25 protein-coding genes and 1 pseudogene are annotated in these 21,955 nt (G+C 59.5%); 10 read left to right on the top strand and 16 right to left on the bottom strand.

Features of this window, described 5'->3' with window-relative positions; genetic code table 11:
* Window positions 1-239: 239 nt before the first annotated feature.
* The 5 genes from pqqE to pqqA all read right to left on the bottom strand — a co-directional run bounded on the left by pqqE (window position 240) and on the right by pqqA (window position 3,498).
* Window positions 240-1,382, bottom strand: coding sequence for a pyrroloquinoline quinone biosynthesis protein PqqE (gene pqqE, locus NKH57_RS29845; protein WP_050589501.1), 1,143 nt, complete (start codon window positions 1,380-1,382; stop codon window positions 240-242).
* Window positions 1,352-1,648: a pyrroloquinoline quinone biosynthesis peptide chaperone PqqD gene (gene pqqD / locus NKH57_RS29840; protein WP_023758472.1), complete on the bottom strand. Its 297-nt coding sequence runs from the start codon at window positions 1,646-1,648 to the stop codon at window positions 1,352-1,354. Before pqqD ends, pqqE begins: the two co-directional genes overlap by 31 nt.
* Window positions 1,645-2,403 carry a pyrroloquinoline-quinone synthase PqqC gene (gene pqqC / locus NKH57_RS29835; protein ID WP_352487534.1) on the bottom strand — a complete coding sequence of 253 codons (759 nt, stop codon included), beginning with the start codon at window positions 2,401-2,403 and terminating at the stop codon, window positions 1,645-1,647. Before pqqC ends, pqqD begins: the two co-directional genes overlap by 4 nt.
* Window positions 2,400-3,326, bottom strand: coding sequence for a pyrroloquinoline quinone biosynthesis protein PqqB (pqqB, locus tag NKH57_RS29830; RefSeq protein WP_352732911.1), 927 nt, complete (start codon window positions 3,324-3,326; stop codon window positions 2,400-2,402). Before pqqB ends, pqqC begins: the two co-directional genes overlap by 4 nt.
* 79 nt (window positions 3,327-3,405) lie before the next feature.
* The gene (gene pqqA, locus NKH57_RS33935; RefSeq protein ID WP_156938501.1) at window positions 3,406-3,498 is read right to left on the bottom strand and encodes a pyrroloquinoline quinone precursor peptide PqqA; all 93 of its coding nucleotides are present in this window, start codon (window positions 3,496-3,498) and stop codon (window positions 3,406-3,408) included.
* A gap of 72 nt (window positions 3,499-3,570) precedes the next feature.
* Here pqqA and NKH57_RS29825 point away from each other — a divergent pair, with 72 nt between their 5' ends.
* Together NKH57_RS29825 and NKH57_RS29820 are read left to right on the top strand one after the other, a co-directional pair.
* On the top strand, window positions 3,571-4,329 hold the full coding sequence (locus NKH57_RS29825; RefSeq protein ID WP_352487537.1) for a Crp/Fnr family transcriptional regulator: 759 nt from the start codon (window positions 3,571-3,573) through the stop codon (window positions 4,327-4,329).
* Between the two features lie 155 nt (window positions 4,330-4,484).
* Window positions 4,485-5,012 carry a YciE/YciF ferroxidase family protein gene (locus NKH57_RS29820; protein WP_352487536.1) on the top strand — a complete coding sequence of 176 codons (528 nt, stop codon included), beginning with the start codon at window positions 4,485-4,487 and terminating at the stop codon, window positions 5,010-5,012.
* A 51-nt stretch (window positions 5,013-5,063) separates the two neighbouring features.
* Here the strand turns inward: NKH57_RS29820 and NKH57_RS29815 are convergent, their stop codons facing one another.
* Both NKH57_RS29815 and xth read right to left on the bottom strand, forming a co-directional pair.
* Window positions 5,064-5,663: a cupin domain-containing protein gene (locus tag NKH57_RS29815; protein ID WP_023758466.1), complete on the bottom strand. Its 600-nt coding sequence runs from the start codon at window positions 5,661-5,663 to the stop codon at window positions 5,064-5,066.
* A gap of 157 nt (window positions 5,664-5,820) precedes the next feature.
* Window positions 5,821-6,639 (bottom strand): exodeoxyribonuclease III, encoded by an 819-nt coding sequence (gene xth, locus NKH57_RS29810; protein ID WP_050589500.1) that lies wholly within the window; start codon window positions 6,637-6,639, stop codon window positions 5,821-5,823.
* A gap of 399 nt (window positions 6,640-7,038) precedes the next feature.
* Here xth and NKH57_RS29805 point away from each other — a divergent pair, with 399 nt between their 5' ends.
* Entirely contained in the window at window positions 7,039-7,923 is an 885-nt protein-coding gene (locus NKH57_RS29805) for a hypothetical protein (protein ID WP_023758464.1), read from the top strand.
* 308 nt (window positions 7,924-8,231) lie between these two features.
* Window positions 8,232-8,453, top strand: coding sequence for a hypothetical protein (locus NKH57_RS29800; RefSeq protein WP_352949695.1), 222 nt, complete (start codon window positions 8,232-8,234; stop codon window positions 8,451-8,453).
* Between the two features lie 361 nt (window positions 8,454-8,814).
* Here NKH57_RS29800 and NKH57_RS29795 read toward each other — a convergent pair whose 3' ends face one another.
* The 6 genes and pseudogenes from NKH57_RS29795 to NKH57_RS29770 form a co-directional block, all read right to left on the bottom strand.
* Window positions 8,815-9,246 (bottom strand): hypothetical protein, encoded by a 432-nt coding sequence (locus NKH57_RS29795; RefSeq protein WP_023758462.1) that lies wholly within the window; start codon window positions 9,244-9,246, stop codon window positions 8,815-8,817.
* Window positions 9,247-9,965: 719 nt separating this feature from the next.
* Window positions 9,966-10,556 (bottom strand): annotated as a pseudogene (locus NKH57_RS29790) (ABC transporter permease); the annotation flags it as partial.
* A gap of 136 nt (window positions 10,557-10,692) precedes the next feature.
* A complete protein-coding gene (locus tag NKH57_RS29785) occupies window positions 10,693-11,256 on the bottom strand; it encodes a sigma-70 family RNA polymerase sigma factor (RefSeq protein WP_023758459.1) in 564 nt (187 codons plus the stop codon).
* Between the two features lie 681 nt (window positions 11,257-11,937).
* Window positions 11,938-12,252, bottom strand: a complete 315-nt coding sequence (locus NKH57_RS29780) for a hypothetical protein (protein ID WP_352949693.1) — start codon at window positions 12,250-12,252, stop codon at window positions 11,938-11,940.
* Window positions 12,253-12,413: 161 nt separating this feature from the next.
* On the bottom strand, window positions 12,414-12,707 hold the full coding sequence (locus tag NKH57_RS29775; RefSeq protein ID WP_352487526.1) for a hypothetical protein: 294 nt from the start codon (window positions 12,705-12,707) through the stop codon (window positions 12,414-12,416).
* A gap of 823 nt (window positions 12,708-13,530) precedes the next feature.
* A complete protein-coding gene (locus NKH57_RS29770) occupies window positions 13,531-13,773 on the bottom strand; it encodes a hypothetical protein (protein ID WP_156938647.1) in 243 nt (80 codons plus the stop codon).
* Between the two features lie 293 nt (window positions 13,774-14,066).
* Here NKH57_RS29770 and NKH57_RS29765 point away from each other — a divergent pair, with 293 nt between their 5' ends.
* Window positions 14,067-14,288: a hypothetical protein gene (locus tag NKH57_RS29765; protein WP_352949690.1), complete on the top strand. Its 222-nt coding sequence runs from the start codon at window positions 14,067-14,069 to the stop codon at window positions 14,286-14,288.
* 398 nt (window positions 14,289-14,686) lie between these two features.
* Here the strand turns inward: NKH57_RS29765 and NKH57_RS29760 are convergent, their stop codons facing one another.
* From NKH57_RS29760 to NKH57_RS29750, 3 genes are all read right to left on the bottom strand, one after another.
* Window positions 14,687-14,887: a hypothetical protein gene (locus NKH57_RS29760; protein ID WP_352949688.1), complete on the bottom strand. Its 201-nt coding sequence runs from the start codon at window positions 14,885-14,887 to the stop codon at window positions 14,687-14,689.
* Window positions 14,868-15,089, bottom strand: coding sequence for a DUF768 domain-containing protein (locus NKH57_RS29755; protein ID WP_023762770.1), 222 nt, complete (start codon window positions 15,087-15,089; stop codon window positions 14,868-14,870). Before NKH57_RS29755 ends, NKH57_RS29760 begins: the two co-directional genes overlap by 20 nt.
* Window positions 15,090-15,704: 615 nt before the next feature.
* A complete protein-coding gene (locus NKH57_RS29750) occupies window positions 15,705-16,016 on the bottom strand; it encodes a hypothetical protein (RefSeq protein WP_352949686.1) in 312 nt (103 codons plus the stop codon).
* 1,173 nt (window positions 16,017-17,189) lie between these two features.
* On the opposite strand from NKH57_RS29750, the gene NKH57_RS29745 reads away from it, so the two are divergent.
* The 5 genes from NKH57_RS29745 to NKH57_RS29725 all read left to right on the top strand — a co-directional run bounded on the left by NKH57_RS29745 (window position 17,190) and on the right by NKH57_RS29725 (window position 21,830).
* Window positions 17,190-17,930 (top strand): ATP-binding cassette domain-containing protein, encoded by a 741-nt coding sequence (locus NKH57_RS29745; protein ID WP_352487523.1) that lies wholly within the window; start codon window positions 17,190-17,192, stop codon window positions 17,928-17,930.
* 55 nt (window positions 17,931-17,985) lie between these two features.
* Window positions 17,986-19,047, top strand: coding sequence for an ABC transporter permease (locus NKH57_RS29740; RefSeq protein ID WP_352949684.1), 1,062 nt, complete (start codon window positions 17,986-17,988; stop codon window positions 19,045-19,047).
* Between the two features lie 55 nt (window positions 19,048-19,102).
* The gene (locus NKH57_RS29735) at window positions 19,103-20,107 is read left to right on the top strand and encodes a sugar-binding protein (protein ID WP_352487520.1); all 1,005 of its coding nucleotides are present in this window, start codon (window positions 19,103-19,105) and stop codon (window positions 20,105-20,107) included.
* Between the two features lie 93 nt (window positions 20,108-20,200).
* Window positions 20,201-20,950: a glucose 1-dehydrogenase gene (locus NKH57_RS29730; protein WP_352732868.1), complete on the top strand. Its 750-nt coding sequence runs from the start codon at window positions 20,201-20,203 to the stop codon at window positions 20,948-20,950.
* Window positions 20,951-21,566: 616 nt separating this feature from the next.
* Complete coding sequence (locus NKH57_RS29725; RefSeq protein WP_352837505.1) at window positions 21,567-21,830, top strand: hypothetical protein; 264 nt, start codon at window positions 21,567-21,569, stop codon at window positions 21,828-21,830.
* The last annotated feature ends 125 nt before the right edge of the window (window positions 21,831-21,955 follow it).

The following is a 21,955-nucleotide window of genomic DNA, read 5'->3' as shown; positions in this document are numbered from 1 at the left end:
ACCCCGACACCCACCCCCCCTGTCCGCCCCCTCCCCCCCCCGGCGGCGCGCCGCCGCCCGCCCCCCCCCGAGACTCCGTCGTCGTGCATCCAGCAATCCTTGTACCGAGGGAACTGCACGGCGGGCCCTGAACATTCGGGGAGTTGGATTAATTCCCGGCCAACGAAAAGGTTCCACTGGATCGTCATGCCTCGTGGCAACTGGCTGATCAGACACAGCTGTGAACGTACGATAAGAGCTTAAGCGCTGGCGATGCGGCGAAAGGCGTAGGGCGCGATGAGGTCTCCTCCGGTGCCTTCGGATGTCGAAAGGGCCTCCTCAACCAGCGTAGCAATCGCGGCATGGAGGGGCGACCTGACACATGCGGGATCAGTCGCAGCCGCATCGCCCGCCAGCGCCAGCGCCTGGCAACGGCAGCCACCCCAATCAAATTCACGCCGCTCGCAGCTGCGGCAAGGCTCAAGCATCCAGTTCGTTCCGCGGAAGGCCTCGAATGCCGGTGAGTCCCGCCAGATATCGGCCAGCGGCCGCGAGCCGAAGCGCTCGAAGCGCAGTGATGGAATGGTCGCTGCCGCATGACATGGCAGCACGGCGCCGTCCGGTGCGATGACGAAAGCATCGCGTCCCCAACCACCCATGCAGGGCTTGGGATATGTGGCAAAATGGTCGGCCAGGACAAAATCGATCTCCAACACGCCGACAAGTCGTGCCCGTGCCTCCTCCACAGTCGCGGCCTGATGCTCTATCGAGGCGCGATCGGGCAGCAGATGACGACGATTGAGCAGCGCCCAACCGGCATATTGTATATTGGCGATCTCCAACCGCTGGGCGCCAAGCGAGAGCGCCAGCTCGATGTAGTCCGGAACTTGCGCGATGTTGTGCCGATGGATCGGCGCATTGATCGTAAGCGCCAACCCGAGTTCCCGCGCCTGCCGGGCGGCAGCAAGCTTGTTCGCGTGAGCCCCGGAATGGCGTCCGATGCGCGCGGTCGTTTCGGCGTTGGCTCCCTGAAAACTCACCTGGACATGGTCCAGTCCAGCACCTGCAAGTGCTTCCAGCCGGGCCCCGGCAAGGCCAACACCAGAGGTGATGAGGTTGGTGTAAACACCGGCATGCGCAAGTGCCGAAACAAATTGTTCGAGATCCCGGCGCAGCATCGGCTCGCCACCCGAAAGATGCACCTGGAGAACACCCATATCCGCTGCTTGCTGGAAGAGGTCGAGCCAGCATTCCGTCGCCATTTCGCGGTCGGCTTTTAGCAAATCGAGGGGATTGGAACAGTAGGGGCACTGCAGAGGACAGCGATGCGTCAACTCCGCCAGCATGGCGATGGGTGGGAGCGGCACCTCCGTCACAGCCGCACCAAAAGCCGGTCGGCCCATTGTTGCAGAAACGCGCCGACGTCACGGTCGATCTCCCCGCCGTCGGCGTCGTATTCCAAAGCAAGAGACATCACCATAACACTGAACGGCGTCTTGCCGTCACAGCGCTGCAAGATGTCCAGCCCGATTGCGTCCGGCCAGAAAACGCGCTCGGGAGACAGCACCGCCCAAGCATGCCGGACCGGATCAAAGCGCAGGCGTACATAGGGCGCGAGTCGCGGGAGAGATTGCCGCGATACAAACGCTCTTGGGCGGTCCACCGTCATCTTATCGCCTCCGGACGAAAGCAGCCAGGGGGCACAATCCCCTCGCGCCCGTAGGCGTAGTCGAGTGCATCGAGCATCGCCCAAAGCACATCGCATTTGAAAACCAGGGAATTGACAACCTTCTGCTGGCGTTCTGCCGTGTCGGCGTGGCGAAGCACGTAGTCCAGCGCGAATTCGGAATCGCGCGCGGCCTGGTCTGGCCGTCGGTCGAAATAGGCGAGCGCGTCGGTGGTGACGAAGTCGTACCGAGCCAGCAAGGCTGGCACGCGTTCGGCGATAATATCGGGCGAGAAAAGTTCCGTGAGGGAAGACCCCACTGCCTCGAGCAGGGTATGGGAGGCGCAGAAATTGACATACGCTTCCACCGCGAAGCGCGTTGCAGGCAGCGCAAGCCGTTGGCTTTTCACCTCTTCCGGCAAAAGACCGAGCGAGGTCGCGAGATGCAGCCAGCGCGCAATGCCGCCGCTCCGGCCGTCCTTGCCGTCATGGTCCTCGATGCGCTGACGCCATACGGCCCTGAATGCCGGATCCTCGGCATGGGAGAGGATGATGGCATCCTTGCGCGGGATTGCCTCCTGATAGCAATAGCGGTTGAGCGCCCACGCTTGCAGTTCGGCCTTTGACATCGCTCCCTCCACCATTCTGCGATGGTAGGGGTGTCGGTTGTGATAGCGCTCGTGACCGACTTGCAGAAGTACGGCGCGCAGATTTTGCGCGTCAAGACCGCTGCCGACCACATCGGAAAAATCGGTCACAGCACGAGCTCCATCCGGTCTTGCGCAATTTCCCATCCGGCCGCGCGCACGGCCAAGTGCTCAGGAGATGTCTCGTCCAAAACTGGATTTGTGTTGTTGATATGAATGAAGATGCGGCGACCGACCGGTATATCCTTCAGACGTGCGATCGCACCGTCAGGCCCGGACATCGCGATGTGCCCCATGCGCGCTCCGGTCTTCACGCCAACACCGCCCGTAATGAGCTCGTCGTTCGTGAATACCGTACCGTCGAGGAGAAGCATGTCGGCGCCGGCAATCCGTTGCTGCAATGTTTCATCGACGGCTGTACAGCCGGGGACGAAGAGCAACGAACGGCTTCCTTCCATCAGGCGAACCCCTATGGTTCCGCCATCGGCGTGACGGAGCTCGTGTCGGCCGTTATCTTCAAGAAAGAGCGCCACCTTGCCGGGAACGGGAAAGACCTCGATGCGGACGCCGATTTCCGCCCCCCCAGCATCGCGAAGATCGACGACGCCTTCAGCGGGAAGGCGGCGGCGCGAAACAATCCGAGCATCGAGGACATCGAAAATCGAATTGGAGGCGATGACCGCAAGGACCTGCTCGGTTGCATAGAGGGCAAAGGATTGTCGCTCGCGCAAGCTGAGGAGCCCCGCAATCTGGTCGACCTCGGCGCCGGTCACGACCACGGCGGCCATCGGCGTGGCACGGGCCGACATATTCGAATGCGGCTGGAGTTCCGTATTATCCGCGATCTGCTGGCGGATGTCTGGAGACGCGTTGAAAAGAATCCACCGTCGCCCGTCTGAGGATGCCGCGACACTGGTCTGAAGCCGCGAGCGGACGCCGGGAGCGCCCGCTCGCGCCGCCCTGTTGAGCCGGTCGTTGGCGTTCCACTGGGGAAAACCGCCACCCGCTGCGGATCCAATTATCCTAATCCACACGCCGTGACGAACTCCAGTTGCTATTGCACCAGTGTCAGGCAACCAAGCGAGCACAGCCGATGCCGAACCCGCCGGTGCGTCATTTCTTCTTGATTTCGGCAGGCAGATAGCGGGATATTTCCATGCCCGCCGCGACTTCGCATATGACGGGCTTCTTCCAAGTCCTCTTCATGATCTTCTCCGATCTTGCTGCCGCGAATGGAGCGGCCAATCCCATAAGCTCCTAGCCGCGCCTTTGTTCCCGATGGGGTCTTTTGGTCCAGACCGTGCCTCCCCTTCTGTGGACCATCTGTCGCGACCGTCTAACCTAGGCCGGCGGCTGCCAGTCCGAAGACCCAAGCCTATTGCAACGACCAGTAATGCAGGCGCCAGGCCATCATCTGACGTCTTGGACCAAGTCGCCGATGGCATAGGCCCCTTTACGGCGCTTCTTGCCCTCGTGGCTGGCGACCTCCCGGATCTGCACAGTTTGCACCTCTCGGTGATAGATTGCACTTTTTCGACGCTCATACCGACCCGGTTAGGCTTCATGCGCCACGATGCTCTGCGCGCCATTTGCGAACAGCACCCCCGCATCGCGACCGCGTTCTGGCGCTCGACGCTGATCGACGCGGCCATATACAGGGAATGGGTCACCAATGTCGGAAGGCGCGAGGCTTTCACGCGTATGGCTCACATCCTTTGTGAACTGATCTACCGCTTGCGTTCGGTAGGACGCATCAAGGACCACATAGCCGACATTCCGATTACGCAGGCGGCGCTTGGAGATGCGCTGGGTTTGTCCACGGTCCACGTGAACAGAATGCTTCAGGAAGTGCGACGGAAGGGCCTCATCGCCACCTCAGGCCCAACGTTACATGCTCTGGACTGGCCAAATCTTGTTCGCGCAGGAGACTTCGAATGCGATGCGAAGGGTTGCCGCCATTCACCGGCCTCGCCGCCAGCGCATAGGCCGAGTTGGGCGCGGAAATCGAAGACATCGGCATCGCCCTCCTCGCGCTGACAACGGCGTGGAAAACGACGGATACGGCCAAAAGCCGAACTGGCGCCGAAGTGTCATGGACGACTCATTTAATTGGACAGCAAGGGAACTGCCAGCTTCTCTCCGAGTTAGAAAATGCCCACGACGCGAAACAAGCCAACAAGGAGCACACAGCGATGGCAACCACTAAGAAGGCAAGTGCGAAGACCAAGAGCCTTGAGGATCTGTTCCTCGACGGTCTCAAAGATCTCTACTACGCCGAGAAAAAAATTCTGAAGGCCTTGCCGAAGATGGCCAAGGGCGCGGACGACGGGCAGGTCACCGCAGCCTTCGAAAAGCATCGTTCCGAAACCGAAGCCCAGGTGGAACGGCTTGAGGAGGTTTTCGAAATCCTCGGCGCGGCTGCGCGCGGGAAAACCTGCCCGGCCATCGACGGCATTCTCGAGGAGGGATCCGAAATTCTCGAGGAGTATGAGGGTTCGAAGTCGCTTGACGCCGGGCTCGTCGGCGCCGCGCAGGCTGTCGAGCACTACGAGATCGCGCGCTACGGCACTTTAATTGCGTGGGCTACCTCGCTTGGCAAGGACGATATCGTTGAACTTCTGAGCGCGACCCTCGAGGAAGAGAAAGCTACAGATAAGGCCCTGACGTCTCTGGGCGAAGCCGGCGTGAACGACCGGGCGGCCGAGCTGAAAGCGGCTTGAATTGAGACGGGTTTCAATGGTCCCGGCGCGACCGCCGGGGCCATGTCGTCGTCATTTCGGCCATACTGACAGCAGCGGGCCTTTGCTCCCATAGACTGGATCCTTCCGGGGACGGCCAACCTTGGGAATCGTTTGCAATGCCCGCTCATGTTCCTGGGCTGTCGTGCATTCGTCATAAGTCCCCGATGCCGGATAAGCACCGACCACCAGAAAGTCATCACTCTCGCCGAGGCATTGGTGTCCGGTGCCGGCCGGTAGAACGGCCACGTCGCCAGCCTTCAAGGATAATATCCGGCCCCTTTTGCCGCCGAATCGAACCCTGCCGGTTCCGCGCGCAACCCCAAGCACCTCGTGTATGCGGGAATGGTAATGAACGTAGTGATAGATGCCGTCACGCCAGCTGTCACGCCAGCCATTCGCCTCGAAAAGCTCTTCCAGCACGGCCGCGAAGTCGAATTGCTCCATCGGCTTCACGGCGCCACGATAGACGACAAATGGCCAGAACGGATGGTTCGGCACAAGGCCATCGTCCTTGAACCGAAATTCGAGTGGTTTCTTCAACCTCACCAGTTCGGCGAGTTCTTGCGTTCTCGGTCGCCCAATACCCGTCGCTAGCTCGGCCGCCTTCTTCACGCTTTCAAGAATACCCACTGCTATCCTCGTTGTAAGGGCCAGATAGAGCAGTAAGGACGCCGCCGCTCTGGTCTCAACAAATCTCAACTAGCGGCCCCGCATTTTGTTCCTTTTGCCGGATGGCCGTGGTCCGCGCCGCGATGTCAAAGAAACCCTTCGCTTCCGGGAGCGACGATCATCCAGCCTCACGATTGACATGACCCGCAACCTGGGCGGAGAGGTCGAGTTCTATCCAGGCTGGCGCATGATCACTCGGCTTTTCCCAACCTCGCACGTCAGCTTCCACGCCGGCATCACGTAGCCTGTTCGAAAGTGATGGGCTGACGAGGAGATGGTCCATCCGGAGGCCGGAACTCCGATCATAACCGCCCCGGTAGGAGAAGTTCCAATAGGTGTAGATGCCTTTCTCCGGATGGATGCGACGAACGGCATCGATCCAGCCGTTACCAAGCATTTCAGCGTAGGCTTGCCGGCTCTCCGGAAAGTAGACTGCATCGCCTAGCCAACGCCTTGGTACCACGGCATCGATCGGCGTTGGCACGACGTTGTAGTCGCCGCAGAGAACGCTCGCGACACCTTCCCTGAGCAGTAGCTTACCGTAGCTGATCAGACGGTCGAACCAGCGGAGCTTATAGTCGAATTTCGGGCCGGGCGCTGGATTGCCGTTGGGCAGATAGAGGCAGCCGACCACAATTCCATCCACCTCGGCCTCGATATACCGACTGTGGGTATCGTCGGGATCGCCTGGCAGGCCGCGTCGACGTTCCACCGGCTCCCTCCCCCGGGCGAGTATGGCCACACCATTGTAGGACTTTTGCCCGTGCCAGATCGCGCCGTAACCGGCGTTCCTGATGGCTTCGGCGGGAAATTTCTCGTCCGAGGTCTTCAATTCCTGAAGACACACGATGTCGTGGTCGTTCTGACCCAGCCACTTGATGAGCACGGGCAGGCGACCGTTCACGCCGTTCAGGTTGAAGGTTGCGATGCGAATCATCCGAGTTCTCGACAAACTCTTGGAGAGCAAGAAAGACTTGGTTGTTGATCCTCAGTGGTCTTTGTAGGGGCTTGGCGGCCTCGTCACAATCTTTCGCCAGTCATTCCGTAGCGACGTACCGACTCCCGCGCCTGCGCTGGTGACAGATCATGTGTCTCGATAACATGTCTCGCCTCTGCGTCCCCTTTGTGGGACGCGAACTAGCCTTTGCGACCGCTCGGCTCTAGCCGCATGACATCGTGGATCCTCCGGACCCTGCTTAAACTGCCAAGCGTGGGGAAAGTTTCACCCACGTCTTGGGCGTTGGCATCATAGCGCCATATTCCTGCGGACTTGCCCGGCTGATGAACCTTTGGCCCTGCGCCGCGTTCGCATGCAGCGAACTCGGTTGATTTTACGATGACGGACCCCAACGCTCGTCCTGCGCCGCACAAACAGGATGCAATTGGTGCCGAAGTCGGCTTTGCGTACGATCGAATGGCGGTCGAGCGGTTTCAGCAAGCTTTTCCGCGTGCCAGGTGGAGCGACGAGCGCAAGAGCTGGTTCGTGCCCGGTAAGACAGCGGCCCGGCGGATCGACCGCTGGCTGGAGCAAGAGGCGGCATTGCGGGCGCCCCATGACGAGAGCAAGGGACGAGATGCCTTCGCCTTCGACCCGATATCGAGCCGGTATCTGGAAATCGCGGATGACCTGCGCATTCGCACGCCCTATTCCAAGACGGTGGTTAAAGAACTGCATGCTGTCCCGTGGGCGAGTTGGGACGATGAGTTGCGGGCCTGGAGAGTTCCATTCCGCTCATATGAGACGCTCCGGCGTCGATGGCCACACATCGAACAGGCTGCGCAGCACGCCGAACCGGAGGAAAGGAAACGGCGACTTGCGGCAACCAGAAACACGGCAGCCTATAAGGCCGCACAACAGCGGGCTAGTGAACGTAGGCGCCATCGCTATCCGTTGCCACTTCAGGATCTGCCTACTTTGGGCCGCGCCGTCGCAACCATGCAGTACGGGATAGTCGTATTCACTGAAATTTCCGGTGAACTCGTTGAGCTATCTGACGCAGCCACCTTCTATCCCCATGCGATGCCTGCGACAGGTGATTTCGTTTGGGGCAAGTGGCGTTCGGCAACCCTGGCCGAACTTGTGAGCACTTGGCCTGCTCGGTCAGCCGCCGGGCCGAGCGAACGCTTCAGAGGCTGGTGGAGACCAACCCTTGCTGAACTTAGACTTGCTCGTCGAAATGCACGCAGTAGTGAGCGTAGGAGGCGAAGTCACGCGCGTTAGATACCCCGCCCGCATTCGTTTTGTCATTGCTGCATTACTGGCGTCGCCGAGCGTTTACTGACTGCGGCGCTAAACACGCAGCCGCGCTTCGGCCGATATCGGGCGCGCACGAGTAGGGACGCCAAGGGCTCGCTACAGATGATGACCTCCTGCTCGACCGGCGGGGATCGTCGAGATCTTGTCGGCACGACAGGGCCGACGATTGGACGGTGAGGCCCAGGGCCGTCAGGGCTTCTCACGAACAGCAGGGAACCAAAGGCAATCGCAAGTGGTTTACCAATCGAAGGGACCGTAATGGACGCGGAATAATGAAATTTTTGGATCTGGAACTGGCGCGAGCCCGACAGCGACTTAACCGAGAGGAGCTTGCCCTCGAAAATGCCAACGAGATGCTGGATGAAAACTGCGGCGTCGGCATCAATATCGCGCTCTGCAACAGGATACGGGCGGCGCAACGGCGCGTGGTAGAGGCCAGATCGCCGTTGACGAAGATTGATCACGGCAAGGCAAACACAATCCGCACAAGTTGATCTTTGCGGCCTTTAATTGGACGACGACCCGCGGCCGGTCGAACAGGTTGCGGCCATGCCAACGTCTTCCTGGCTTCGGCGACCGCTGTTGCGTACCGCGCATTGACTGCCCATTTCGACGGGTCAAAGGTCAACGATCGCATCGTCGTTTTTGATGTGAAGTCAACTGAGCGGCGAGCCGAACTGGCGCCTAACACCAAGGCCCGCTGCATCGAGGGAGAGCGGCGGGCCGATGCGGAGCCGGGCGACTTAGGGTGGGCGGGTTCCCGCGACGAGATAGCGAGGCTGCTGAAAGTTTTCGCAAAGCACGCAGGACGAAGGAATGCCGCTCTCCGAAATAAGTGTCGCAGTCTTACCGACCTCAGTGCCGCATTCTCTGTCTGAGCCAATTCAGAAATCTGTTGCCACCGATTGTCCGGCGGACTCTTGCAGCAGCCCATTGCCCTGTCATCATACTCCCGACATGACAACTACAGACCACGTCGTGCAATTGCCAGTCGGTCAGTTCGAAGAAGCGCTTTGCTTCCCCATAGGTGTCATCTTTCAGGCCCAACGCACGCAGCACTGAATCCTCGAAAGCCACTGTGATTGGCGAGCCCTCACACCGTACTGCGTCGCGGTCTTTCCGCTTCAGACGTTCGGTGCCGATCAGGGCTCTCAGGCGTCGCTCCGGATGTTCTGCAAGCAGCTCTGCCCAGCGCTCGATGCGCTGTTGCCGGGTCATGATCGGGTAGGTCGACAAGGGTTCCACCTCTGCGATTGTCTGCAGTTGATTTAAGGTTTGATGTTTCATGGTCGTCTCCTGTGGATTGAAGATCCCCTCCCAACAAAAATTATCGCGCCCCGACTCGCTGACAAGCCCGGCAGGCGGTTTCTCGACGGATAATCGGGATTGCCAGTTTGTGCCTGACACTGCGCTGTAAACCGGAACCAGGTTCGCAGAGGCGAGGCCGTGGCAAAACCGATCGTCGAAACCGTGGAATGGCTTGACCGAAAATGAAACCCCGTCACCGAGCACGCAGTTGGTCACAGAGAAGGGAGTCCGCCGCCTTTGGGCTCCGGCCAGATTACAGGACAGGCCGTTTAGGGCGCCGGGTGGCATTCAGCCGCAAGGTGAACGGCCGACGCAGGTGCCGGTGAGCATTGCCGCGTCAGCCGCTACGGCATTCTTGTTGAGGATGCAAGAAGCCGTAGCAAAGCTTAGCACCTGCTAAAATGGTAGGCAACGAAGCTGCGGCGGCTGAGTGGGCCCGTCGCTCGGCCGAAGCACCTTGGACGCGGGGAAGTCGACGTGGCCGAGCAAGCTCGACCCGTAAAGCGTGCCGGCATTGCCATTCTCCGCAAATGACCGCGGCGTGGTTCGGTCGTTTGAGCTGACGGTCACTCAAGTTACTAATTTGCCGGGTCCTTGGAGCGATCAGGTCAGGCTCAGACGCTCGCGGCAACAAGCGGCCGGCTAGCCTCAGCACAGTCGTCACCTTGGTCGCCGGCCGGCATCATTGCCGACCGCCGTCAGGTGGCCCGGCTCTCGGTCGAATGCGGGCTCCACTGGATCAGACGGGCCTCGGCGATGTCGCGGATGCGGTTGATGATCAGCACAAAAATCGCGAGGATTATAATGCCGGCGAAGACACCGACCGCATCGAAATTGCCTTCCGCCTGGGCAATCAGACAGCCAAGGCCGGCGGAGGCGCCAAGGTATTCGCCGATGATCACGCCGACCACCGCGAAATCGACCGAGGTGCGCAGCAACGATAGGATCCAGCTGGCCGTGGCCGGGAAGTAGACGTGCGTCAGCAGGCTTGAGCGCTTGGCGCCGAGGGCCGCGCGTTCGCCAGCACCACCGGGTTGACTTCCCGCACGCCCTGCATGGCGTTGAAGAAGGTGATGAAGAACACCAGCGTCACCGATAGCGCCACCTTCGACCACAGCCCGAGGCCGAGCCAGAGCACGAAGATAGGAGCGAGCACCAAGCGGGGTTCAGCGCCTTTATGAACGGATCGAGGATGCACGGCTAAGCCCTAGCCAGACGACGGCTGCCACGCCGAGGGCGGTACCAATGACGTATCCGAGCACCGTCTCGGTGAGCGTGATCGACACGTGCCCTGGTCGGAGAGGACAGCCGAGTTGTTCTTTTTTTGAACTTTCCCCCGCCCTCAATATCGAGACGCGGGTATGCCTCGCCCTGCACGCAGGTCAAATGCAGTGCGCTCGTGGAAAGGCTGGCGCAATGTTTCAACTAGAAGCGTCTATCCGCTTCGATGTGGCGTTGACCGTCCGATAGCTGATTTCGCCTTTCCATCAATGTCTGCAGCGAACTCTCTCCAAGAAATTCGAGAGCGTTCGCGCGAGCGCGGTTAAGCCGGCTTTTCACCGTGCCCACCGCGCAGCCGCATATCTCGGCTGTCTCCTCATAACTGACGCCCAGAACGCCTATCAGCATCAAGACTTCGCGTTGGTGTTCAGGCAGCCTCTGGATGGCGCCATGAACCTCCTTGCTTTGTACAGTCCATTCCTGCGTCGCTTCCGAAACCGGCCTCGAGGAAGCGCAGTCAAGCAGGCCAGGCGCTTCCCTCGCAGCAAACTTGACGTGGGTGTAGTAGGTGTTGCGCATGATCGTGAAGAGCCAGGACTTCATGCGCGTGCCGGGCTCGAACTTGTCCATGTTCGCGAGACCCTTCGTCAGCGTCTCCTGCACCAGGTCGTCGGCATCGTCGGGAATGCGGCAGAAGGTCCGCGCGAAAGCTCGCAGGGCAGGTATCAGGTCAACGATGCAAACTTCACTGGTTTTCTGGTCGGCCAAATCGCAGCCTCCCGATTACAACGATCCAGCTCCCAGACGAAAGAGTGTTTGAACGACCTAGCTAAATGCATGGGAGTTTATATCGTTCCGCGCGTTGATACTCCCACTGGCGGTCACGCTCCCGCAGTCATCCGCGAAACGTCGCTCCGGCTCTGCGGGGCCATTGCCGTGAGGCGATCAAGATCGCGCTGCTCCGCAGCACGCCTACCATCGTCATCCACGAGCAAGTCTTTCGCCAACTGCTTTCGACGCCAAGCAGAACCTAATCGACACCGCTCAACTGCGCGCTATTCGATGACGGCAGTAAGCTCGGCGAGGCTGTCATCGTATCCAACACGACCAACAAGCGGCTTGCACGCTGGACGCTCTTCAAGGGCTTGCTCGTTTGTTGAGCCTGTCCAGCGCTCTCGCCGCCTCGAGGTTCGCTGGCGCCGTCAGGTAGCGCCGCATCGTCACCATGTGCGGCTGGCCTCTTGATGGCAGCATTCGCGGTTGTGGTGCTGGTGCTGCCGGCGAGGCCTAGCGGCACACATGGCCGAAAATGCCCCGGGGGAGAGCAGCGGGCCTTTGACACAGAATACGGCCGGATGGATTGAGATGGGAAGGGCATCCGGCCAGCGCAATAAAGGTTGGCTTCGGCGTGATTTCCTCGAACACGCTGACGACGCGGTCCTGCTGCTTTCAGCGATGCTGTTCAACGAAAGTTCTACAGGCGGGTGACAACTGCCCCATCTTGCTTTGAAGATCACATTTGCCAATCGGCGTCGTTGGGCAAACCGATTTGTAATCGCGGTTGCATGCCTTGCCTTGGAAAGATTTGAAAGTTTTTACTTGCTTTGGGCTGGTTCCGCTCGCTGGAACCAGGCCGGAACCAGTGTCCATCGCGCCATCCTTGCCACCCTTGCCGCCCCCTCTCGCAGAGGCAATGCCAGAAATGGCGGCGCATGCGACAGTTGCGCCCATCAGGGAAAGCAGTGCACGACGTGATGTAGACATTGTCGAAACCTCCCTTTTACTTTCCAATTAACTAAATTAGCATAGATGAATATAGATTCATATTCGGGGTTCGATCGAAATTCGCCGAAGCGTCCCGCGCGCCTGGCGCCCCACCTATTGGCAGCGCTGCCCCTGACAGGTGCCGACCTTCGCCAGCGCCTTCACCTGCGGCCGAAAGTCGGCTTCGAAACACGCCTGGTGCGTGCTTCGTCTTGGCCTCGATAGTCGGGCACGAAGGTGAAGAACACCGGCCGGCGATCGCGACCATCTGCCTTGCAATCCGAACAGACAAAGAACCCGACCAGATCCCAGTGCATTGAGCCATGATCTGGGCCGAACCGATCGATCAGCGCCTGGATGTCGAGCTGGGTCGATTTGCAACACGCGGGATGGCCGCAAGTGATGCGGACCGTTTCGCGGGCGGCCAAGGTGTCGGCGAGGGTCTTCTGGAACATGGCGATCTCCGTTGAAGGGTCGCCGCAACGGAAGGATTATATTCCTTGATGTAACCTAGGTGGCAAGAGGCGACTGAATATTAGCAGTCTTTTTGACTAGGCCATCGGCCGCCCCAGAATCGGTTCTATGGCTCGCGGGATCAAGGACGGAGTGGCGATCATGGCGACCGTGCGGTGGCGGGTCACGGAGGATCGGGTCAGCGTCTCGATCCCAACCGAACGCCTACAATTTCCGGCATTCGATCACCAAGGCGAAGAAAGGCCAGCCGATCGAGTTGATCGGCGACGTCACCAGGATAGACGAGGACAAGTGACTGTGAACCTTGGCGGCCCCGCTACGGTCGATGCGGACACTGTGCGGCTGGTGCAAAGCGCCGTTCCGCCGAAGCGAAGGAAGGCATTATTGACCGCCCAGATTGACGACGCAAAACAGCCCGCCCCGAGCCCTTTTGCCCCGGTGGGCCCAAGACGGGCTGCGGGAGCTCGGAGGTGCTTCCCGCTTCAAAACTTCAGAAGCGGGAACTTGTTCCGTTAGTCTTCGCTAAAATGCCCGCCACCTCTCGGCAGCGGGCAGTCTCGTCGTGGGAACATGCATTGACTGGATGCCACACCGAAGCACCTCAGGGCAATAAGGTCCTCCTTCCGATCCAGGCTCTTCGATGTACACGATCTTCGATGACCTATCCAAAGCCCTCAGAGCCCCGTGCAGACGTGTGGCGCCCTGTCCGCCCCATTGCCCTCACAAGTTGGTGGCAAGGTGCTGACGGGCGTTGCCATCGGCTTTGGCGGACAAGCTGTAGCCGGCGGTTAGATCAATCCGGCTCTAAAATCCAGTTACGATCCACGGATTGGTGTCGTATCCGAGGCGCGGCTTTTCCGGTGTTGCTCCGTTCGGCAATTTGGCGGTTCCAGTCAAACTGCAGTCCAGCTCTGGCACCGGCTTCTTGGCCGAATGTTGTTTAGAGCACAGAGCGGCAGCGTCACTGACAACCACCTTCTTCTCCTTGGCAGCAGCGATAGCACTCGAAGCGATTTCGATTGCCGCGCCAAACACAGCTACTCTCATTGGAATTCCCCGCGGATAAGCTTCCCAAGATACCGGCGTTACGCGACGTCATGAAAACATTAGTGCAAGCGAAGATATTGCACTCGTCGTTGGCAGGAGTTGCACCCTCGATCTTGCCGGCAAGCTGTTCCTAGCTAGACCATCATCAAGTCGGCATGTGGTGGAAGAACGCCCGCCGCCCCATTCACGGCAGCGACGGGCCGCCCCAGGATCAAGGGACTTGCAGGAGCGTTGGGCACCTGCCGTCAAGGGAACTATCAGGATCGCCTAAATGTTCCGGAGCTGGCCAGTAGATGATCAAACCGGCCATGACGCTATCGAAAGTCGGCTTCCAGCCAAATTGCGCTCACTACGAATTGCACGATTTGTACCCAGCCTTGGATAGCGAGCGCAAGGGTCATCCTTGCATCGAAGTGATTGAAGCCTGCGGCGAATGGTTCGTCCACGTGGTCGAAGAAGATCTGGAACTAACCCGATCCTTCGAACTGGAACCGTACGCCCTCGCCTTCGGATAGCCTGCATCTGGACAAGTTTGCCCGGATGCAGGGCTGTCCGACCAACGCATGACACCGGCGGGCTAGTTCATCACAGACAGCTCGTCGGTTCGTCGACCGTCTGTCGGCTGCCTTCATCGCCTCGTCTGCAAGGGCGCTGATGGCCACAAGATCGTCGGTTCTGCCATCCATTTGTTTAGAAAGTTGACCCCGCGCGTGCTCGTCGAAAGATGGCCCACCAGATCGCGAACGCACCCGGTGCAAGCAACAAGGCAGCGGCCAGTATCAATACGCCCTCGCGTTACTGCCATCTCGGCGGCGGGGTTGGCATCAGTCGCTCGGGATTTCGTCCTGCGTCCATGGTGAACCAATCTGCCCGGCGATGTTAAGTTCCGCTTAGTGCTGTTTGGCTGCTCCTCTCAGCGTAAGCCCTGCATGATGAATTCGTACATCTTGCCAATTTCTTCATCGATCTCTTGGGCGGGAATTCCTTGGCTCTGCGCCGCCTGCTTCGCGTCCACGGCCATGTCGATCACCAGGAGTACTGGGTCGGCGATAGGATCGTCCGGTAAATGATCAGAGATCCAATGGTAAAGAAAATCATTGCCGCGCTTGCTCATGTTCCCTGAAATCCTGCACCGACGCATGCCGAAGCCTATGCTCGCCGCGTAGCGTCCTGACACGCGCCCTAATCCCGAGGAAGCGGGCATCAGCAATCAGCTTGTGTGTCAACTCGTCGACAGAGATGACGCACGTCTGGATCTTCTCCGGGATGTTGTTCGCAATCCACCGATCAAGGAAGTTGATGCCGCGCGTAGTCATGCTTTGCCCCGCACCACGTACGAAAACGTTCGCTTCTGACCGCCTGTCTCGGTGACGCGAATCCAATTCTCCTCATTGCGCCTCAGCGTCACTGGCCGGCCTGAATGCTTCTCGGCCGCTTTGAACGGTAAGATGTCCATGGCCAGGAAGGACGACACCACTACAAAACTGACAATGATCTCAACTCGATATTCCTGCACTCGTCCGCACCAAAGCCGGCCTCTTCGCCACTTAATTAGCTGGCGCTGAAATAGTTCCGCAATCGGGAAAGCGAGGTCTCCTGAAACAAAGCGCTCATAAACATATTGAGCACTGCCGCAGCGAGTGCTCTGCCTCAATCGACGCCTTTGACACCAAGAGGCAGCTCCAGAGCAGTCGACCTCCGTTGGGCTGGCTCGCGGCGCTTCCGAAGCACAGGCCGATTATGCGATTGGTGTGAGGCATGGCCGAGCGATTACAAAATGATCGCGATGAGCCGGCAAAAAGTCTCTTTAGCTAAAACTTCGGAGATTCGCCAAATTGGCCGAAAATCCGTTGGAAGCTCGCTACAACCTAACCCAGACCCGCGACTAGGCACATACTCGAGCCGCTTCGGACGTAATATCTCGATTCCTTTCATTGGCGAAGCGGCGGGGACTTTCTGCAGCCGGCAGCAGTTTCTTTCATCTGGGCAGGGGCGGCGCCCTTGGCGTCGAGTGTCGCCTGACCAGTGGGCTGTGCAGTGCCGGTCTGCTGGTCGGCGGCACAATCTTTTACCGCATTCGGTTTCGATGTGCCGCCCGTTATGGTGGGGTCAAGCTTCATGCCGCCGGCCGCACCATAATTCGTCCTGATACCGTGTTTATGTTGAACGGGCATGGCGGCTTGTGCCAACGACGGGCTAGCCGACAAAGCGATTACAATTGATGCGAATATAAACCGTTGCATGATATTTCTCCCGGTTTGAGCGCTGTCGCTCCGTTGACGGCAGCAGCGGGTCGTCCCTAAGGGAATCGCGAGGCTTGCAGAGCTTTGGTGACCCCTGCCGCCAAGGTAACTATTAGCCAAATCTAATGTTCCATTGCCTCGCCAGACGGGCTTACCGCTTCTTCACCTTCGGTGTGATCTGCTCGACCGGCACCTTAGCACCGCACGGCCAGCGCCTTGGCCTTGCCTTGCTGGTCCGATGACGTGGGTTGTGACCGTCATCCCATCGCAGTGCAATTGAAGCCCGCGCCTCTGTGGGAGAGCGCGGGCCGCTCAGGAGGAACAACGATCTTCAGCAGGCGATGGAGGTACCTGCCGCATGCATCAAACCTTTAGGGACGGCTAATGTTCCATCAAAACTGAGTGAAAAATCGACTTCCAATCGAGGTTGTCGCTCCAGAGAAACGAAGGAGTTTGCCATCATGGACTGGAACCGCGTCGAAGGATTGGAAGCAGGTTAATGGCAAGGTCAACGGTGGGGACCTCCACCGCATCGCCGGCAAGCGCGATCAGCTCAGGATGAAACGAGAGGCAAAGGTTCCAACCCAATATTCGAGCAGTGGCCGCCTTCCCCCAAAGGCGTGAAGCGCGCGCCGCGGCTTTGTGCTGCACTCGGCAAAACACGCATGCCTATCGGCCGGTTGCCGCAGCTTTGCTCGCCGCGAGCTTTGACCCTTGGCGGGGGCCAGAGTGCTCATGGGCGCAATTGGCTTCCTATTGGACCACGTCGCTGTTCAGACTACCCATGCGGATCAACCAGCCTGCGCCAGCATGCGCTCAAAGACGCTAGCGCCGAATCGCAACGGATGGGCATTGCACCAACTCTTCGGCGGCCGCCAGCAATTTTCGAACACAACATTTAAGTCTTCGACCAGGAATGTCGGTCTCGATCCGCAGATGGACAGCCAGGTTCTGCATCGGTCTGGGATAAGGCGAACCCGGCTTGCCCATTCCGCCAAATGAGGGTGTGACCAAGTCGATCCTGGGATATCGCCGCATCGAGATCGTGCAGCAGAGGGAGATTGCCATCTGATGCGCCGATCTAATAATCATTGTGTTGAATGCGTTTCGCTGATTAGCTGACTTGCATAACACCGGGACAAAATTGGCAAATGTTGTCCGGGGAGGACCGCGATGCCGGTGCTTGAGGTTCGTCACGTTTCCAAGAATTTTGGGGCCATCCAAGCCCTGACGGACGTCAGCTTCCAGGTGGAGCGGGGTGAAGTCGTGGGTCTGATGGGGGACAACGGCGCCGGCAAGTCAACGATAGTCAAGACAGTCGCCGGGAATTTTCCGCCGAACGACGGCGAAATTGTCGTGGACGGCGAGATTTGTCACTTCCATAAACCCGTTCAGGCCCGTGCCAAGGGAATTGAAGTCGTCTATCAGGACCTGGCGCTGGCGGATAATCTGACGGCCGCGCAAAATGTCTTTCTTGGCCGCGAGATGAAGAAGGGCTTCTGGCCGATCAGGGTGCTCGACAAGCAGGCGATGATCGACCGCTCGGCAGCGCTGTTCAGGGAACTCAAATCGGAAACCCGGCCGCGCGACCTCGTCAGGAAGATGTCGGGTGGGCAGCGCCAGGCGGTCGCCATCGCGCGGACCCGGCTTTCAAACGCCAAGCTGGTGTTGATGGACGAACCGACCGCCGCCATCTCTGTACGCCAGGTGGCAGAGGTGCTCGAATTGATCCGGCGCCTCAAAGCGCAAGGTGTCGGCGTCATGTTGATCAGCCACCGCATGCCTGACGTTTTCGCCGTTGCAGATCGTATCATTGTGCTCAGGCGAGGCTCGAAGGTTGCCGACAAGGATGCCGGCAATACGTCGCCCGAGGAAATCACCGGATTGATAACGGGGGCCATCCGTGGCGAATAGTGCTCGCGAATCCGTTAGTGTTAGGGAGTCGGCCCCGGAAACCAGCCGACCGGCCATGTCGGACTTTGTCCCGACCAAGGAAAAGACGGCGCTTCAACATGTATTTTCAAGTCAGCCGTTCTGGGTGACGATCGCGCTCATTGCCCTCGTCACCTTGATGACGATGATGGAGCCGAGCTTCGGCACCTCCGAAAACGCTGCCAATGTCACGCGCAACTTCGCACCTTTCGGCATCATGGCGCTCGGCATGACGGTGGTTATCATCACCGGCGGCATCGATCTGTCGGTCGGCTCGATCATGGGCCTGGTGGTCATCGTCGCCGGCCTGTTCCTGACCTGGCACTATCCCTGGTACATTGCATTCGCCGTCGGCCTTTTCTCCGGTATGGCGTGCGGCGCGGTCAACGGCTTCTTCGTCGCCTATATCGGAATGCCGTCCTTTGTGGTCACCCTCGGCATGCTGTCCGCGGCGCGTTCGCTGGCGGTCGTATTCTCCGCCAACCAGATGCTCTACCAATTCGGGCCCGATGCTCCGATCGTAAAGGGGATCGGTCAGGCAAGATGGCCGCTGCATGGGCCGCAGGATTGGGCGCCGCACTGGATACCAGAATTGTCATCACAGTTCTGGACCATGGTGATTCTGGCCCTGATCGTCGGTTTCGTCTTCAATTTCACTGCCTGGGCCCGACATCTCTTCGCCATCGGCGGCAATGAGGAGGCGGCGCGGCTCACCGGCGTGCCGGTCGACTGGATCAAATTCGAGGCCTATGTCTTCTCGGCCTTCACCGCTTCGGTCGCCTCACTCCTGCTCCTCGGCTACAACGGCTCGGCCATCAATGCCATGGGCCAGGGCTACGAGTTGCGCGTGATCGCTGCGACGGTCATCGGGGGAGCCAGCCTTATGGGCGGAGCCGGCACGGCCTTCGGGGCGATCATCGGTTCGGCGTTCCTCGAAGTGATCAGGAATGCGCTGCTGATGGCCGGCATCGATTCAAATTGGCAAGGCGCCTTCGTCGGCGCCTTCATCGTTCTCGCGGTTCTTTTGGGCATGCAAACCGGCGGCAAATCGATTCTCGCCGCTTGGCTGGCAGTCTTGATGCCCAAAAAAGGCCGCTAGAAAACCCCGCCGGCGGGAGGCCTACGGGGCATTCCAGCTAGGAGGAGACGTCAAAATGAAAAAAAGTCTACTGATGGCGGCCGTGGCGCTTGGCGCAACGGTGCTCGCCGTTTCCGGCGCCCAGGCGAAATATACCTTCGCCCTGGTACCGAAGAACATGAACAATCCTTTCTTCGACCAAGCACGCGACGGCTGCAAGAAGGCCGAAGCCGAATCGAAGGGCGCCTTGGAATGCATGTATATCGGCCCCGGCGAGCATGGCGGCGGCGACGAGCAGGTGCAGATCGTGCAGGATCTCGTGGCCAAGAAGGTGGATGGTATTGCCGTCTCGCCATCGAACGCCGCGGCGATGGCGGTTGCGCTGCAGGCCGCCAAGGAAGCCGGCATCCCGGTCCTCACCTGGGACTCCGACCTGCTACCCGAGAACAAGGAGCTTCGCGTCGCCTATATCGGGACTCACAATTATGAGATCGGCGTGAACCTTGCCAAGCTTGCCATGCAGGTCAAGCCCAAAGGCGGCACGATCTGCATCCAATCGGGCGGCGCAGCGGCGGCTAACCATAATGAACGCATGCAGGGTATTCGCGATACGCTTTCGGGCACCAAATCGGCGGCCTCGCCCGGGGACCGGCTGACAGGCCAGAATGGCTGGACCGAAATCGAAGGCTGTCCGCTCTACACCAACGATGATTTTCCGCTTTCGGTGCAGCAGTTTGAGGACATCATGGCGAAAAATCCGAACCTCGACGCATTCATCCCAACGGGTGGCTTCCCGCAGTTCATTCCTGATGCCAACCGCGCCGCAGTCGCACCGTACAAGGACAAGATTGCCTCGAAAGCGCTGGCCCTTGTCGTCGCCGACACGCTTCCCGTGCAGATCGACCAGATGAAGGAAGGGCTCTCGCTCGGCCAGGTCGGCCAACGGCCGTTCGAAATGGGCTACAAGACGATGATGGCACTGAAGGACATGAAGGACGGCAAGGCGCCCCCGGCCGACCCGACCTACACGGGCCTCGACGTCTGCACGCCGCAGACGGCCGATACCTGCGTCGCCAAATAGTGCTTTTGGGCGGGAGGAAACTCCCGCCCTTTCATTGGAGCGAGATGCGGTTAGACTGCAGCATTGTCATCTTGTCTTGCTCCAGGGATTTCAATGTCGGAAATGTTCTCGCTCAAGGGCCGGGTCGCATTGGTGACGGGTGCTTCGCGTGGCCTCGGCTTTGCCATGGCCAAGGCGCTTGCGGAAAACGGCGCAACGGTAATTGTCAATGCGCGCGACATGGACACCCTCTGCGCGGCGGCGGAAAAAATCGGGGCCGAAGCCTTGCCGTTCGATGTTGCGGACGCGGCGACCTCAAGGGCGGCGCTTGAGGGGATCGTCGAACGCCACGGCCGCCTCGATATCCTGGTCAACAACGCCGGCATCCAGCATCGCAGCCCGTTGGTCGAATGGCAGGACGAGGACTTCAACCGCGTGATTGCGGTCAACCTTTCGGCCTGCTTCCGGATGATACGCGAGGCGGTGCGCCTGATGCTACCGAACAAATTCGGGCGCATCATAAACACTGGATCGGTCGCAGCGATCCTTGGCCGCCCCACCATTCACGCCTATGTGGCGGCAAAGGCGGGGTTGCATGGACTGACACGCTCGACTGCCGCCGAGATGGGCCGTCACGGCATCACCATCAACGCGATTGCCCCCGGCTATTTCGCCACCGAGCTCAACACCGCGCTCATCAACGACGAGGCCTTCACCAAATGGGTCGAGGCACGAACCCCTGCTGGCCGCTGGGCTCAACCTGAGGAACTCGGTGGAGCTGTGGTGTTTCTCGCGTCCAACGCTGCCGCCTACGTCAACGGACATGTTTTGGCGGTCGACGGAGGTCTATCGGTCTCCCTCTGACCTGCGAATTGCGACAATGGTAGCCAGGTGACAAACGATTGAATCATTGAGAAAGCATTGGCCTGGACACACCCTAACCTAGATGCGATGGCCAGCTATGCCTTATGTGCGCCGCTTTCCAGACGATCTACGGGGAGCGATGATTCTGTCCCGGACCCCGGCATTACGGGCTGGGAAAAATCGACCAAGGCTTCTGGCACATCGGGTTCATTCGGACACCGGACCACCTTGCAGAAAAGCTGGTGGATGGACGCCAGTCCGCCTTCCTGGGTGGTGCTACGATCAAGGACAATTCAGTCCGGCGGAGCGGGCTTATTACGTGAAAGCCTATGGCGCACCGCAGATACATGCTGCGTTCGAAATCTACCGGACGTTCCCCAAAAGACGGAGACTGGAACACCGCCCAGACCGCGCCGCACGCCTCTCGTGGTCGCTGTGGGCGAGAAGTCATTCTTCGCCGCCCATCAGCAAACCTTAGTGGATGGCTACCGGGCGAAGGGCATGACGCACATCGAGACTGCAGTGATCCCGGACGCCAGCCCTTGCGTTGTGGCCGACAATCTAGGCGGCGTGGCCGACGTTGTCGCTCGGTACGCCGCGCGATGAGGAGAAGATTATGAGTGACATTACGTATGAAAATCCGGGGGCCCTCGCAATCGTCGATCGGAGCACTTTCCAGGCCGAAGTGGACGCGCTGCGGGTTCGAGAGAAGGCCCATACGCGCGAGACAGCGGACATCAGAGCGCTGTTGTGGGGCCACCTTTCGGGAGTGGTCGTGATCTGTGAGGTTGCCGGTTCTGCATTGGGATCGGAGATCGGCTTGTGTCTGGACTTGACAATACGGTTGACCCGGAGCGGCAGCCTCGGCCTTTCGAGGTGATCAACGTTGCCGGCGGTCGGGGTCAGTGGTCGGTGGATGACTAGAGCGGAATGAATTGAGGCTGAATCGGCGTGGGATTCCCTTAGGCGTGCAAATCTGATTCAACCTTCATGCTGGGCAAGGAG

It is taken from the genome of Mesorhizobium sp. M1050 (assembly GCF_040318715.1).
Lineage (GTDB): Bacteria > Pseudomonadota > Alphaproteobacteria > Rhizobiales > Rhizobiaceae > Mesorhizobium.
Note: the sequence above shows the minus strand (reverse complement) of the source record. Positions and strands in the feature narration are given on the sequence as shown.